This is a genomic window from Baekduia alba, assembly GCF_028416635.1.
In the GTDB taxonomy this organism is placed as follows: domain Bacteria; phylum Actinomycetota; class Thermoleophilia; order Solirubrobacterales; family Solirubrobacteraceae; genus Baekduia; species Baekduia alba.
In genome coordinates this window covers 1,203,203-1,216,630 of sequence record NZ_CP114013.1, presented here as the reverse complement: position 1 = coordinate 1,216,630, position 13,428 = coordinate 1,203,203, and the positions used below count along the sequence as shown (strand labels likewise).

The following is a 13,428-nucleotide window of genomic DNA, read 5'->3' as shown; positions in this document are numbered from 1 at the left end:
GAGCGGCCGATGACCGACGAGATCGAGGTCGTGGCCGGCGGGCCCGGCGACGCGCCGACGCTCCTGGCGCTGTTCGACGACGCGGTCGCGTGGCTGGTCGCGCGCGACCAGACCGCGCAGTGGGGCTCGGAGCCCTGGTCGGAGCGGCCGTCCTCGTCCGCGCGCGCGGACGAGTGGGCCGCCGGCGGCGGGCTGCGCTTCGCGCGCGACCCCGGGGCGGCGCCGGACGCGCTGCCGGCCGGCGCGATGGTCGTCGGCGAGCACATGCCCTACGTGCCGCCGCCGGAGCGCCCCGAGCTGTACGTGATGGTCCTGCTCGTCAACGCGGCCTACCGTCGGCGCGGCGTCGGCGCGGCGCTGATCGCCACCGCCGAGGCCGAGGCGCGCGCGGCGGGCGCCGAGCAGCTGCGCGTCGACTGCTGGGCGGGCGTCCCCGGCCTGCCGGCGCAGTACGAGCGCCTCGGCTTCACCCGCACGGGCTCGTTCGAGGTCAAGGGCTGGCCCGGTGCGATCCTCGAGCGCCGGTTGTCCTAGGACTCGCTCCCGGCCGCGACCGCGACGCCGCGGCGCGGCACGGGCGAGGTCTGCATCACCGACGTCGTGGTCTGCCCGAAGACCGTGAAGCGGTCGATGACGGCCTCGAGGTGCTCGACGTCGCGGACGTGGACCTTCATGAAGAAGCAGTCCTCCCCCGTGATCCGATGGCACTCGACCACCTCGGGCGTCGATCGCGCGAGGTCGGCGACCTTCGCGATCTGCCGCGGCGCCGGCCGGATCCGGACGATCGCGCTCAGCGCGTAGCCGAGCGCGCGCGGGTCGACGTCGGCGCTGAAGCCGCGGATGACGCCCTCGTCGGTGAGGCGCCGGACGCGCTCGGCCACGGCGGGCGACGAGAGGCCGACGCGGCGGCCGAGCTCGGCGAGGCTGAGCCGCGCGTCGTCCTGCAGTTGGACCAGCAGATCACGATCGACGTCGTCGAGCCCGTTCAGCCGTCCATTCGCAGGCATGCCAACGACGATACCGTCGATCGCCCCTTCCGAACAGGGGTCCGACCGAGGATCGTGTTGCGGCATGCGGTACTTCGCTGTCAGCGCCACCTTCCACTACCTCGGGCCCGCCTTCGCGGTCCTCCTGTTCGCCCGCGTCGACGTCCTCGGCGTCGCGTGGCTGCGGATCGCGACGGCGGCGCTGATCTTCGCGGCGTGGCGCCGGCCGTGGCGGCGCATCGACCTGCGGGGCGACGACGCGCGGCTGATCCTGGCCTGGGGCGCCTGCCTGGCGCTGATGAACTGCTGCTTCTACCTCGCGATCGACCGCCTCCACCTGGGGACCGTGGCGGCGATCGAGTTCTTCCCGGTCATCGCGCTGGCCGCGCTCGGCGCCCGGACCCCGCGCAACCTCGCCGCGCTGCTGCTCGCCATCGGCGGGGTCTACGCGCTCACCGGGATCCACCTGGCCGGCGGCGCGACCGGCCTGGCCTTCGCCTTCGCCAACGCCGGCCTTTTCGCGTCCTACATCGTGCTGGCCGACCGCGTCGCCAAGCGCCCGGCGCTGGACGGCGTCGACGGCCTGGGCGCGTCGATGCTCGTGGCGGCCGTGGTCGTCACGCCGATCGCGGGCTGGGCGGCGGCGCCGGTCTTCGCCGACCCGGTCGCGCTGCTGGCCGCGGTGGGCGTCGGCATCAGCTCGTCGGTCATCCCCTACGTCTGCGACCAGCTCGCGCTGACGCGGCTGCCGCGCGCGACCTACAGCCTGATGGTGTCGCTGCTGCCGGCCATCGCCACGGTCATCGGCGTCGTCGTCCTGACCCAGATCCCGAGCGCGGCCGAGGTGCTCGGCGTCGCCGCCGTGGCCGCCGGGGTCGCGCTGCACGCGGCCCAGCCGGAAGGGCCGACGGGCGTCGCGGCGGCCGACCCCGAGCGTGCCGGAGCGCCGGTCGGCTAGCTGTAGTTCCTGAGGACGTTGTTCATCCGGGCCTCCTTGGAGGCTGGTGGTTGTGCGACGGTTGCGGATGACCGGCCCCGAGATCGCCGATGTTCTCGGCATGGCGCTCTCGACGGTCTCGGGCATCCTGAGCTCGATCGACATGGGCCGGTTGGGACGGCTGGGCTTGGAGCCCGCCCGGCGCTACGAGCGAGCGCGGCCCGGCGAGCTGATCCACATCGACATCAAAAAGCTCGGGCGGATCGCCCGGGTCGGACACCGGATCACCGGCCTGACGGGCAAGCGACAGGCCGGCTATCACCGCAAGGCCGACCAGCTGGGCTGGGAGTTCGTTCATGTCGCGATCGACGACGCCACGCGCCTGGCCTACGTCGAGGTCCTCGAAGACGAGAAAGCGATCACCGCGATCGGGTTTCTGCGCCGCGCGATCGCGTTCTTTGAAAGCCACGGCATGACCGTCGAAGCGGTCATGACCGACAACGGCAGCGCCTACCGCTCCACCATCCACGCCATCGCCTGCAAAACGCTCGGGCTCAAGCACCTACGCACCCGGCCCTACCGACCCCAGACCAACGGCAAGGCAGAACGCTTCATCCGGACCATGCTCGGCGGCTGGGCCTACGGCGCGATCTACACCAACAGCGCAGACCGCGCCGCCGCCCTTGACGGCTGGCTGTTCACCTACAACCATCGCCGCAAACACGCAGGCATCGGGCGACAAACACCCATCACCCGCCTGAACAACCTGCTCGGGACTTACAGCTAGCCGCCGGTCGCGAAGAGCATCGACAGGCGCGCGCCCGCGGCGGAGCCGGCCGAGAGCTCGACGGCGTCGGCGACCGAGGCGATCGTGGGCAGCCCGAGGCCGAGGCCGGGCGAGTCGGGGCGCGGCAGCGGGCCGAAGCCGTCGTCCTCGACCACGATCCGCAGGTGGCCGTCATCCTGCACGTGCGCGTCGACCCGGATGTGGCCAGGGTCGCGGTCGCGGTAGGCGTGCAGCACGGCGTTGGTCGCGGCCTCGGAGACGGCGAGGCGGACGTCCGGCAGGCGGCCGTCGGCGATCCCCACCCGCTGCGCGTACGCCGTCACTTCGGTGCGCAGGACGGAGATCTGCTCTGGGGTGGCCGAGACCAACCAGGTCGCGGGCTCGGGCGCCATGGCACCGGTGTGCCCGCGTGCGGCGGGACCATGCGCGCAACGCGCGGATCTCGGCATCGGCGCGCCGGGAACGTCATCCGGAGAACGCGGTGAACGACAGCGGCGCGAGCGTGTCGAGGCGATTGGCCCCGAGCCCCAGATAGCTGAGCGTGTACAGCCGGTCGCCGATGACCAGCGAGCGGGCGATCGGCGCGACCTCCTCGCCGCTGCCGTGCGTCACACGCCCGATCTCGCCCAGCGCGTCGGCCGCGGCGTGCAGGCCCACGGCGCCGGTGAAGCTCGTCCGCGTCGCCTCGTCGTAGGTGCTCAGCGGGATCACCGCGGTCTGGGTCGGCGCCCACCACAGGAACGCGTGCGGGTCGAACTCGGCGTCCGAGCTGCCCTTGCCGAAGACGAGGTGCTGGACGCGCTTGGGATGCGCGAGGTCGGAGACGTCGAAGACCGAGACCTGGGTGCCCTGCGGGCGGCCGTCCGCCGTCGCCTCCTGCCCGACGCCGAGCAGGAGCCCGTCCGCCAGCGGGTGCAGGTACGCGGAGTAGCCGGGGATCTCGAGCTCGCCGACGACGCGCGGCGCGGCCGGGTCGCCCAAGTCCACGGTGTAGAGCGGGTCCATCTGGCGGAACGTCACTACGTAGCCGACGGGCCCGACGAAGCGCACGCCGTAGATCCGCTGGCCCTTGCCCAGGCCGCCGACCTGGCCCACCTGGCTCAGCGCGCCGCCGTCGCCGGGCTTGAGCACCGTCACGTAGGACTGCGCCGGCGACGCCTCGCCGCCCTCGGGCAGCCACGACGGCTCGTCGGTCGACGCGACCCGCAGCGCGCCGTCGGCCTCGCTCAAGGCATAGGAGTTGACCACGAAGCCGGGGACGGTCCCCGAGCCGGCGTACGTCGTCTCCCCCGGCTTGGACGCGTCGAAGCGGTGGATCTCGGTGCGCATCGAGCCCGGGACGTCGCCGGCGTCGCTCAGGCCCGGGACGTACTTCTGCGACGCGACGTAGAGGCTCGTGCCCGACCCGTACACGTCCTGGGCGCCGGCCATGACCGCGTCACGGTCGACGTCGTACAGGCCCTTGTCGAGGTCGACGGTGAGCACCGTCAGCAGCCCGAGCCCGGCGAACGCGTCGGGCCGGCGGACGTCGCCGCAGGGCACGACGCCGCGGCGGTAGGTGCGCCCCGTGATCTTCGACTTGATCGTCGTGGCCGGGACGAACGTGCGCAGCGGCGAGCCGGCGAGCGGGACGGCGCCGGTCGGCGCGGGCGTGGAGCTGACGACCACGCGCGCGGTGGCGCCGGTCATGCGCGCGTCGACGAACGCGCCGTCGAGCGTCATCGTGCGCGCGACCTTCGGCGCGGCGGGGTCGGTGACGTCGACCTCGGTCAGCTGCGTGGTCGCGGCGCCGCCGGGGGCGGGCGCGATCGCGGCCTTGACGACGGGGCCGCCGTCGATCGGGATCGGGCCGCCGCGGTAGGTGGACCGCGTCGCGATCACCAGCACGCGCGTTCCGCGCAGCAGCAGCTGCTGGCCGGCGTCGTCGTCCAGCTTCAGCGTCCCGACGATCCGCGGCGCGTCGCCGGTGACGTCGAGGATCCGCAGGACGCCGTCGGCGATCGCGTAGACGTGCTGGCCGTCGGTCTTGACGACGTCGGGCTCGTCGATCCCGAGCTCCTGCACGTTGGTGCCCGAGAACGACGTGCCCGTGTCGCCGGCGACCGCGCTCGTCTCCTGCGGCGCCGCCGTCGGCGTGACCGACCCGTTGTCGGTGGTCTTCTGCACCGGCCGTTCGAGCGTCTCGGGCGCGGCGCCGAGGGCGCGGACCGGGACGCCGACGCCGCCGGCCCGCGCGGCGTAGCGGTGCGCGTAACCCACGAGCGCGCGGCACGAGTCGAACGCGACGAGCTGCGCGCGCGGCGCCTTGGCGCCCGCCGGCGCGGCGGGCATGGCGGGCACGGCGAGGGCAGTGGCGACGAGGGCGAGGACGGCGAGGCGGCGGGGCATCGTGCCGACACTACGGCGCTCGGCCGGTTCCGTCACAGCGCCGCTCGTCCTCGCGCGGACAGGTCACCGAACGGTCACCAGCCCGCAACGTCCGGGTGACCCGCTCGCGCACCCGACGCAGACGCACTTCGACTCGCCCGACGAGAGCCTGGGCACCGATCCGGCGATGTACCGCGGCCCGACGGTGCCCGAGCTGAAGGAGTCGCGACCGGAGCGGTCCCCCGTTGGTCATCCACTGCTCCTGGCGGCGGGGGTGGTGCCGGCGGGCTGTCGGCGGCGGGCGCTCAGCGGGCGCGCAGCCCGTCGAGCGCCATGTCCAGGATGCGCTCGATCTGGCCCGGATCCGCCGTCTTGATCGACGCGATCCCGGCGACCATCCGGCCGACGTCGGTGAAGTTGGTGTCCTTGCGCGCCTCGCCGGCGTCCTGGGCGCGGATCAGCAGCATGTCCCCCGCCTCGGTGATCGCCGAGCGGCAGGAGACGAAGACCGGCGCCTCGGCGTCGATCGTGTTGAGCAGCTCGTCGGCCAGCGCGCGCTTGGTCGCGGCGTAGCGGACGAACTGGCGCAGCCAGGTGACGAGCGCGTCCCACGGCTCGAGGTCGCCGAGGTCGTTGGCCTTGGCGCTCATCTCCTCGACCTCGTCGATGTAGACGGCCTCCAGGAGCGCTTGACGCGTCGGGAAGTGGCGGTAGAGCGTGCCGATGCCGACGCCCGCGCGGCGGGCGATGTCCTCCAGCGACGCGGCGGTGCCGTTCTCGGTGAACGCCTCCGCGGCGGCCGACAGCAGCGCCTCGTAGTTGCGGCGCGCGTCGACCCGCTTGGGCCGCTGGCGCAGGCCGGTGACCTGGTGCTCGGTGATCGTGGTCGTGTCGCTCATCTGACCCGCCTCCAACCAGTGTTGCAAAACGGAGGGCCCCTCCGCTATAGTTCTCTTAGAAGCGGAGGCTACCTCCGCATCTTTTCCGGAGGACGCCTCCAGTTTAGCGCCCTCCCGCACGATCTCAAGGAGCACCTCTCCCCCATGAGCATCTCCCCGCTCCGGCGCGGCCCTGCGCGCCGAACGACGACGCACGCCTCTTCTGGCCCCTCCCACAACCCCGCCCTCGTCCTGGGGATCATCCTCGCGACGTACCTGATGATCGTCCTCGACGTGTCGGTGATCATCACCGCGCTGCCGCGGATCCACACCGCACTCGACTTCTCCACGGCGAACCTGTCGTGGGTCCAGAGCGCCTACACCTTGACCTTCGGCGGGCTGCTGCTGCTCGGCGCCCGCGCCGGCGACATCCTCGGCCGGCGGCGCGTCTTCGTCGTCGGGATCGGCATCTTCACGTTCGCCTCGCTGCTCGCCGGGCTGGCGCAGTCCTCGACCTGGCTGCTCGCCGCCCGCGCGCTGCAGGGCGTGGGCGCCGCGATCGCCGCGCCGTCCGCGCTCGCGCTGCTGACCACGAGCTTCCCCGAGGGCCACGAGCGCACCCGCGCGCTGGCCGCCTACTCGGCCGTCGCCGGTGGCGGCGGCAGCGCCGGCCTCGTGCTCGGCGGCATGCTGACCGACTGGGTCTCGTGGCGCTGGGGCCTGTTCATCAACGTCCCGATCGGCTTGTTGATGATGTACGCCGCTCCGCGCGTCCTGCCGGAGACCGTCAAGCGCCCCGGGCGCTTCGACCTCACCGGCGCGCTGACCTCGACGCTCGGCATGAGCGCGGTCGTCTACGGCTTCGTCCGCGCCGCGTCCGACGGCTGGGGCGACGACGTCACGATGGCCTCGTTCGCGGCCGGCATCGTGTTGTTGGTGGCCTTCGTGCTCAACGAGCGCCGGGCCGAGCAGCCGATCACGCCGCTGCGCCTGTTCGCCTCGCGCGAGCGGTCCGGCGCCTACATCGCTCGCATCCTCGTGGTCGGCGCGATGTTCGGGATGTTCTTCTTCCTGACGCAGTACCTGCAGGGCGTGGCCGGCTACAGCCCGCTGAAGGCCGGCATCGCGTTCCTGCCGATGACGCTCGTCATGTTCTCGATGGTCCAGGTCGTGCCGCGGCTGGCCGGCCGGCTCGGCTCGTCGACGCTGCTGATCGGCGGCCTCGCGCTCGACCTCGTCGGGATGGCGTGGCTGAGCCGGCTGAGCGAGACGACCGCGTTCTTCCCCGGGATCGCGATCCCCATGGTGTTGATGGGCATCGGGATGGGTGCCGCGCTGACGCCGCTGACCGCCGCGGGCATCGCGGGCGTGCAGCCCGACGACGCCGGCGCCGCGTCCGGCGTGGTCAACGTCGCCCACCAGCTCGGCGGCTCGCTGGGCCTCGGGATCCTGGTGACGGTGTTCGCCTCGGCGCAGCGCTCGGCCGGCGGCTCGGCGAGCCACGCGCTCGCGCACGCCGTCAGCTCCGCGGTGGCCGGCTCGGCGATCTTCCTCGCCCTCGGCCTGTCGGTGGTCCTGCTCGTGATGCGCGCCCCGCTGCCCTCGGTGGCGGTCGCGCGGATCCGGGCACGCGCCGCGGCGCTCCGCTCGGTGTCCTAGACCCTTCGGCGGCCTCGGCCGCCGGGACCGCACGCGCGCCGTGACCCCTGTGGTGGTGGGTCGCGGCGCGCGATGGCGTTCCGGCCGATCGCGGGTAGGACCACGGCATGGACGCAACCGAGCGAGCCGCGATCGAGCAGGTCCTGGGCGAGCGCGCCGCCGCCCTCGACGTCCGCCTCACCGACATGTCCGCCGCACCCGAACGCGGCTCCGGCATCTCCTTCGGCAAGCGCGTCGGCGACGGCACGACCGAAGCCGTGCGCCGCCTGACCGACGTCGGCGTCGGCTCCACCCTCGAGACCTCCCAGATCCGCGTCCTGCGCGCCCTGGAGAAGCTGGACGACGGGACCTACGGCGTGTGCGACAACTGCGGCGCCGAGATCGCGGAGGCCCGGCTGCGCTTCGCCCCCGAGTCGATCCTCTGCATCGCCTGCGCACAGGCGCTGAAGTAACGGTGCGTCATGCCTCGATGCCATCGACCTTCTCGGTCGCGACGTATTCGACCAACGGGCCGCGTTTCGGGCCATCCGGATCGATCTTGATGTAGCCCCTGTTGCGAAGGCGTGTCAATCGGTTCCGAGCAGTAGCCACATCGCATTCGAGGTAATTGCGCACGTCCTCGTTGGCGATTCTGCGGTGTCGTTTCAGATGGCGGAGGAGCTTCGCGTCATCCATGTCGATCGTGCCGATTCGGTAGCTCAGCGCCGGGCGCAGTGCCGCGGCGGTCTTGGCGCTGAGCCGATAGGACGGACGCCGTCGCGCGGCCGTGGAGCGTGTCGGCTCGATGAGACCGGCGGTATGCATCCTGCGAAGCACGTCGTCCGCGAAATCTGGGTCGCGCTGGATGCTCGGCCCGACCGTCGCGGCCGTGATCGATGACCGTGCACGGAGGATCGAGAGCGTCAAGAGCACGTCGAGGTCGCCGGCGAGGCGCGGCTCTGGGAATTCCTCGCTTCGCAAGAAACGGGCGAAGGCTCGGTCTCCCTGACCGCCCGGTACCACGACGGTGAATCGAGGGCCCACGTGGATTCGTGGCGGCTCCTTCCCGGCGGCAGCGAGCGATCGGTAGACCCGGTCGAACCCCATGCCCGCACCCTCGGCGATGCGAAGACGGGTTACCTCCCGCGACAGGACGCGGTTGCGCTGTGCACTTTCGCGCAAAAGGCGATCGGCGTGCAATGTCGGCAGCAGATCTCCCGGACTTGCCACGACGAGTGCGTCGGGCGAGTGTCCGATGTCCACCATCCCGGGCTGCTCCCAATCACGGTGGGCGAAGGCGTTGGCCACCAGTTCTCGGACGACGTCGGGTTCGAAGTCGATCAGCCTGACCTCAGCCGAGCCGACCCGGAAGGCATCTGTCTGCGTGACCCCTGCGAGGCGGGCGAGGATGTCGTCGATCAGCAGCACGAGCGGCCGTCGCCGCGCGTCTTCGCGCCGGAGCAGGACAGCTCCTTCGCTGCCAGCACTCGAGGCGGTGGTGACGATCGCGCCCCAGTCGGGCACGAGACTCGTAAGCGCCCTCTCCCCGCCGTAAAGCAGGATGCCCGCTCGAAGAACGTGGCCCCGCTCGAGAAGCTCACACGATCGGAGGAACTGCTCGCGATCCTCTTCGGCTTGCCGTGCGAGGTCGTCTTGGCCGACGTCGCGGAGGCGGTCCGCCGCCGCCGCGAGCGCCGCCGCGGATAGCGCGTCCGGGCCGAAGTCTGATAGCTCAGCACTCCAGTCGTACGTGCCTCGAGCCGCCGAGATGGAGCGCATCGTGTCGGGTCCGATCGGCTCGCAGCGATCCTCAACCCGCCATTTGTATGCACCGCCAGTCGTCGCGTGGACGACGGCACCAATAGGAACATCGACGAGCAGCAGTCGCCGTCCATCGACCGTTCGTTCCTGGACCGCGACCGTCAGCGACGGAGAAGTGCCGGAGTAGACCGCAAGCCGTAGGCCTTCTGCGGTGTAGGCCATCGACACACCCTGGATGGCCTCCTCACGCGACGGGGCTTTGTCGCGAATGCCGATGACGATGACGCCTCCTTGGGCATTTGCGAGGCAGGCCGCTGTCTCCGAGATGAGCCCCAAGAACTCTTTGCGAAGCTTCCCGAGGTTCCGCTTTGCCTTGACCTCGAGCGGCAGCGCGGTGTCCGGGGACTCCTTGAAGTCGAGGCGCTGGAGCTCGCGCTTGGATGCCTCCCAGTCGTCACCGATGCCGCGGATGACGGACTCTGCGAGGGCGACCGAGTCGCCGTACGTATGATCGAGAAATGATAGCTGTGTCCTCGGCACGCGTATCATACTAGCGATCATTCATCATCGCCTCGGCCCCGGAGAGAGGTGACGTGCGCGCGAGCGCTGAAGTGAGGCCGACGGAGGACCGACAGCGGGGGCGCCGCCAGAGGCAGTGACGACCGGTGGTGTCCGGCCGGCGGCACCGATATGGCTGATCGCGGCGAGGACCGTCGCACCCGCCTCGAACGTATGGGCGCGTGTGCTGAGGGCGCCGGAGGCGACGGCGGTAACCGGCGGTGTCGAGGCCGCTGACCGCGCCGGTCCGTCAAGCCCCGATCGGGTGCCAGACGGTTCGGATCTCGGTCAGCGCCGCGAGGAGGTCGAGGGGGTCGGACTCGGTGCGCAGGACGCGCTTGAGCGTCTCCGAGGCGAAGGTGTCGATCTGCTTGGACAGCTCGGCGTCGTCCGTCGCGTCGATGATCGCGTTCACGTCGCGGTGCGCCGCCAGTGCGGGGACCAGCTCGGAGGCGCGGCCGGAGAGCAGGTTCACCACGCCGGCCGGGATGTCGCTCACGCCGAGAACCTCGCCGAGGTCCAGGCCCGGCAGCGGGTCGGACTCCGGCAGTTGGACGACGACGACGTTGCCGGCGGCCAGGGGCGCGGCGATCGACTCGACCAGCGACGGCAAGGAGGCGGAGGACCCCAGCAACACGGCCACCACGCCCGTCGGCTCCGGCGTCGACATGGACAGGAACGGCGCCGCGACCGGGTTCACGGTCCCGAGGACCGCGTGCAGCTTGTCGGTCCAGCCGGCGTAGTGGACGAACGTGTCGATCGCCTCGCCCACGTCGTCGCCGAACTCCCCGGCGCGCGACTCCAGCGCCTCGGCGGCCCGGTACAGGATCTGGCCGCGGTTGTAGGCGGTCCGCCTGCCCCACCCTCCGGCCGCGCCGCGCGCGATCTTGACGGCATCGCGCACGTCCTTGCGGGACCCGCGCGGGACGTTGGCACCGTTCACCTGGTCGTGTCTCCCCGACTCCGAGCGCACGAAGGCGCCGCCGACATACAACTTGTAGGTCTTGGCCACGGCGACGCGCATCACTCGCCCTCCACCTTCACGTACGGGCGCAGGCCCGCCGCGCCGCCCTCCCGGCCGAAGCCGGACTCCTTGAACCCGCCGAACGCCGCCGTCGGGTCGAAGTGGTTGTAGGTGTTCTGCCACACGACGCCGGACCGCAGCTGCGCCGCGACCTCGAAGGCCTTCGAGCCCTTGTCCGTCCAGATCCCGGCCGCCAGCCCGTAGGGCGAGTTGTTGGCCTTCTCGACGGCCTCGGCGTGCGTCCGGAACGTCGTCACGGTCAGCACCGGCCCGAAGATCTCCTCGCGCGACACGCGGTGCGCCGGCGACGCCTCCGTGAACAGCGCGGGCGCGAACCAGAAGCCGCGATCGGGCAACGAGCACGACACCTGCCGCAGCCCCGCGCCCTCCTCGACGCCGGCGGCCACGAGCTCGCCGATGCGCGACAGCTGCGCCGCGGAGTTGATCGCGCCCACGTCCGTGTTCTTGTCCAGCGGATCGCCGACGCGCAGGCTCTGCATCCGTGCCCACAGCCGATCGACGACCTGCTCGGCCACCGACTCCTGGACGAGCAGCCGCGAGCCCGCGCAGCACACGTGGCCCTGGTTGAAGAAGATCCCCTGGACGATCCCCTCGACGGCCTGCTCCAGCGCCGCGTCCTCGAAGACGATGTTGGCGCTCTTGCCGCCGAGCTCCAACGTCAGCCCGACGTCGCGTCCCGCGAGCGCCGCCTGGATGTCACGGCCGACCGCCGTCGACCCCGTGAACGCGACCTTGTCGACCGCGCCGCGGACCAACGCGGCGCCCGCCGACCCATCCCCCGGGACGATGTTCACGACGCCGTCCGGCAGCTCGGCCTCCTGCAGGATCTCGGCGAGCAGCAGCGCCGTCAGCGGCGTCGTGTCGGCCGGCTTGAGCACCGCGGTGTTCCCGGTCGCCAGCGCCGGCGCCAGCTTCCACGCGGCCATCAGCAACGGGAAGTTCCAGGGGATGACCTGGCCGACGACCCCGCGCGGGCGCACCGCGCCGCGGGCGGGCGGGACCGGAACCCCGTAGGCGAGCTTGTCCGCCCAGCCCGCGTAATAGAAGAAGTGGGCCGCCGCCAGCGGGATGTCGATGTCGCGCGACTCCTTGATCGGCTTGCCGCCGTCCAGCGTCTCGACGATCGCCAGCTCCCGCGCGCGCTCCTGGATGAGCCGCGCGATCCGGAAGACGTACTTGCCGCGCTCCAGCCCCGACAGCGCCGCCCACCCCGGAGCGGCCGCACGGGCCGCGTCCACGGCCCGCGCCACGTCGGCGGCCGACGCCTGCGCGATCTCGGCCAGCGGCTCCTCGGTCGCCGGGTTGATCGTCGGCGCGTATGCGTCGGCCTCGACGAACTCCCCACCGATGAACAGCCCGTAGCGGTCGCGCAGCCGGACGTGGTCCGTCGACTCCGGCGCCGGCGAGTAGTCCCACCTGATCGGCGTGCGCGTCGCCGCGCCCGCCCCGGCGCCCGCGCCGTTGGGCGACGCATGGCCGTTGCCGGCCGCCGCCGCGCCGTCGCGTTCGGTCGTCGTCTCGCTCACCGCGATCACTACTCCTTCGAGAAGTCCTCGGCGCGCCCGTAGCGGCCGCTCTCGGTCTTGGCGTACTGCAGCAGCAGGTCGTTCAACACGCTCGACGCGCCGATCCGCAGGAGGTCGGGCGTCAGCCACTCGTCGCCGAGCGTCTCCTTCACCAGGACCAGCACGCCCAGCGCGGCCTTCGACGTCGAGACGCCGCCCGCGGGCTTCATCCCCACGACGCGGCCCGTCCGCTCGACGTAGTCGCGGATGGCCTCCAACATCACCAGGATGACCCCGGGCGTCGCGCCCTCCGCCGCCTTGCCGGTCGACGTCTTGATGAAGTCGGCGCCCGCGTCCATCGCGAGCATCGACGCGTGCCGGACGTGGTCGTAGGACCCCAGCTCGACGGTCTCCAGGATGACCTTCAGGTGCGCGTCGCCGCACGCGTCCTTGACCGCCTCGATCTCGGACCGGACGACCGCGTCGTCGCCGCGCAGGTAGGCGTCGCGTGAGATGACCATGTCGATCTCGTCGGCGCCGTCGGCGACCGCCAGCCGCACCTCTTCGAGCCGCGTCGCCAGCGGCGTCTGCCCCGCCGGGAACCCGGTCGCGACCGACGCCACGTGCACGCCCGTGCCCGCCACCGCGTCGCGGGCGACGCTCACCATCGCCGGGTAGACGCACACCGCGGCGCACGACGGCATCTCCGGATAGGCCGGCGAGGGCGTCACGGCCTTGGCCGCCAGCTGGCGCACCTTGCCCGGCGTGTCCGCGCCCTCGAGCGTCGTCAGGTCGAGCATCGAGATCGCGAGCAGCAGCCCTTGGCGCTTGGCATCGCCCTTGATCGAGCGCTTGCCCAGCGCGGCGACGCGCTCTGCAACCCCCACCCGATCGACGTGCGGAAGCGTCCTCATAGAGGTCATATGCCCCCAGGGTAGAGGGCGAAGCCTCGCCCAGGGGGCTCGT

13 protein-coding genes are annotated in these 13,428 nt (G+C 71.9%); 5 read left to right on the top strand and 8 right to left on the bottom strand.

What is annotated here, in order from left to right; genetic code table 11:
- The first annotated feature begins 9 nt into the window (after window positions 1-9).
- Complete coding sequence (locus tag DSM104299_RS06015; protein ID WP_272476381.1) at window positions 10-534, top strand: GNAT family N-acetyltransferase; 525 nt, start codon at window positions 10-12, stop codon at window positions 532-534.
- On the opposite strand, the gene DSM104299_RS06010 is transcribed toward DSM104299_RS06015, so the two are convergent.
- Window positions 531-1,007 carry an Lrp/AsnC family transcriptional regulator gene (locus DSM104299_RS06010; RefSeq protein ID WP_272476380.1) on the bottom strand — a complete coding sequence of 159 codons (477 nt, stop codon included), beginning with the start codon at window positions 1,005-1,007 and terminating at the stop codon, window positions 531-533. The genes DSM104299_RS06015 and DSM104299_RS06010 overlap by 4 nt on opposite strands.
- A gap of 64 nt (window positions 1,008-1,071) precedes the next feature.
- Here DSM104299_RS06010 and DSM104299_RS06005 point away from each other — a divergent pair, with 64 nt between their 5' ends.
- Together DSM104299_RS06005 and DSM104299_RS06000 are read left to right on the top strand one after the other, a co-directional pair.
- Window positions 1,072-1,944, top strand: coding sequence for an EamA family transporter (locus DSM104299_RS06005; protein WP_272476379.1), 873 nt, complete (start codon window positions 1,072-1,074; stop codon window positions 1,942-1,944).
- Window positions 1,945-2,011: 67 nt separating this feature from the next.
- The gene (locus DSM104299_RS06000) at window positions 2,012-2,710 is read left to right on the top strand and encodes an IS481 family transposase (RefSeq protein WP_272476378.1); all 699 of its coding nucleotides are present in this window, start codon (window positions 2,012-2,014) and stop codon (window positions 2,708-2,710) included.
- On the opposite strand, the gene DSM104299_RS05995 is transcribed toward DSM104299_RS06000, so the two are convergent.
- The 3 genes from DSM104299_RS05995 to DSM104299_RS05985 form a co-directional block, all read right to left on the bottom strand.
- Window positions 2,707-3,102 (bottom strand): ATP-binding protein, encoded by a 396-nt coding sequence (locus DSM104299_RS05995; protein WP_272476377.1) that lies wholly within the window; start codon window positions 3,100-3,102, stop codon window positions 2,707-2,709. The two genes, DSM104299_RS06000 and DSM104299_RS05995, sit on opposite strands and share 4 nt — an antisense overlap.
- A gap of 73 nt (window positions 3,103-3,175) precedes the next feature.
- Complete coding sequence (locus DSM104299_RS05990) at window positions 3,176-5,098, bottom strand: beta-propeller domain-containing protein (protein ID WP_272476376.1); 1,923 nt, start codon at window positions 5,096-5,098, stop codon at window positions 3,176-3,178.
- A 284-nt stretch (window positions 5,099-5,382) separates the two neighbouring features.
- The gene (locus DSM104299_RS05985; RefSeq protein WP_272476375.1) at window positions 5,383-5,976 is read right to left on the bottom strand and encodes a TetR/AcrR family transcriptional regulator; all 594 of its coding nucleotides are present in this window, start codon (window positions 5,974-5,976) and stop codon (window positions 5,383-5,385) included.
- Between the two features lie 144 nt (window positions 5,977-6,120).
- Between DSM104299_RS05985 and DSM104299_RS05980 the strand changes: the two genes are divergently transcribed.
- The gene (locus DSM104299_RS05980; RefSeq protein WP_272476374.1) at window positions 6,121-7,614 is read left to right on the top strand and encodes an MFS transporter; all 1,494 of its coding nucleotides are present in this window, start codon (window positions 6,121-6,123) and stop codon (window positions 7,612-7,614) included.
- Between the two features lie 107 nt (window positions 7,615-7,721).
- A complete protein-coding gene (locus DSM104299_RS05975) occupies window positions 7,722-8,066 on the top strand; it encodes a TraR/DksA family transcriptional regulator (RefSeq protein WP_272476373.1) in 345 nt (114 codons plus the stop codon).
- A gap of 7 nt (window positions 8,067-8,073) precedes the next feature.
- Here DSM104299_RS05975 and DSM104299_RS05970 read toward each other — a convergent pair whose 3' ends face one another.
- From DSM104299_RS05970 to deoC, 4 genes are all read right to left on the bottom strand, one after another.
- The gene (locus DSM104299_RS05970; protein ID WP_272476372.1) at window positions 8,074-9,894 is read right to left on the bottom strand and encodes an RNA-binding domain-containing protein; all 1,821 of its coding nucleotides are present in this window, start codon (window positions 9,892-9,894) and stop codon (window positions 8,074-8,076) included.
- Between the two features lie 268 nt (window positions 9,895-10,162).
- On the bottom strand, window positions 10,163-10,936 hold the full coding sequence (locus DSM104299_RS05965) for an aldehyde dehydrogenase family protein (protein WP_272476371.1): 774 nt from the start codon (window positions 10,934-10,936) through the stop codon (window positions 10,163-10,165).
- The gene (locus DSM104299_RS05960) at window positions 10,936-12,378 is read right to left on the bottom strand and encodes an aldehyde dehydrogenase family protein (RefSeq protein WP_349294531.1); all 1,443 of its coding nucleotides are present in this window, start codon (window positions 12,376-12,378) and stop codon (window positions 10,936-10,938) included. The genes DSM104299_RS05965 and DSM104299_RS05960 overlap by 1 nt, the downstream gene beginning before the upstream one ends.
- Window positions 12,379-12,491: 113 nt before the next feature.
- Complete coding sequence (gene deoC / locus DSM104299_RS05955) at window positions 12,492-13,385, bottom strand: deoxyribose-phosphate aldolase (protein WP_272476369.1); 894 nt, start codon at window positions 13,383-13,385, stop codon at window positions 12,492-12,494.
- Window positions 13,386-13,428: the final 43 nt, after the last annotated feature.

Coding starts and splice junctions, on each gene's coding strand:
- DSM104299_RS06015 (WP_272476381.1), top strand. CDS start 10: ATGACCGACGAGATCGAGGTCGTGGCCGGCGGGCCCGGCGACGCGCCG.
- DSM104299_RS06010 (WP_272476380.1), bottom strand. CDS start 1,007: ATGCCTGCGAATGGACGGCTGAACGGGCTCGACGACGTCGATCGTGAT.
- DSM104299_RS06005 (WP_272476379.1), top strand. CDS start 1,072: ATGCGGTACTTCGCTGTCAGCGCCACCTTCCACTACCTCGGGCCCGCC.
- DSM104299_RS06000 (WP_272476378.1), top strand. CDS start 2,012: ATGACCGGCCCCGAGATCGCCGATGTTCTCGGCATGGCGCTCTCGACG.
- DSM104299_RS05995 (WP_272476377.1), bottom strand. CDS start 3,102: ATGGCGCCCGAGCCCGCGACCTGGTTGGTCTCGGCCACCCCAGAGCAG.
- DSM104299_RS05990 (WP_272476376.1), bottom strand. CDS start 5,098: ATGCCCCGCCGCCTCGCCGTCCTCGCCCTCGTCGCCACTGCCCTCGCC.
- DSM104299_RS05985 (WP_272476375.1), bottom strand. CDS start 5,976: ATGAGCGACACGACCACGATCACCGAGCACCAGGTCACCGGCCTGCGC.
- DSM104299_RS05980 (WP_272476374.1), top strand. CDS start 6,121: ATGAGCATCTCCCCGCTCCGGCGCGGCCCTGCGCGCCGAACGACGACG.
- DSM104299_RS05975 (WP_272476373.1), top strand. CDS start 7,722: ATGGACGCAACCGAGCGAGCCGCGATCGAGCAGGTCCTGGGCGAGCGC.
- DSM104299_RS05965 (WP_272476371.1), bottom strand. CDS start 10,936: ATGCGCGTCGCCGTGGCCAAGACCTACAAGTTGTATGTCGGCGGCGCC.
- deoC (WP_272476369.1), bottom strand. CDS start 13,385: ATGACCTCTATGAGGACGCTTCCGCACGTCGATCGGGTGGGGGTTGCA.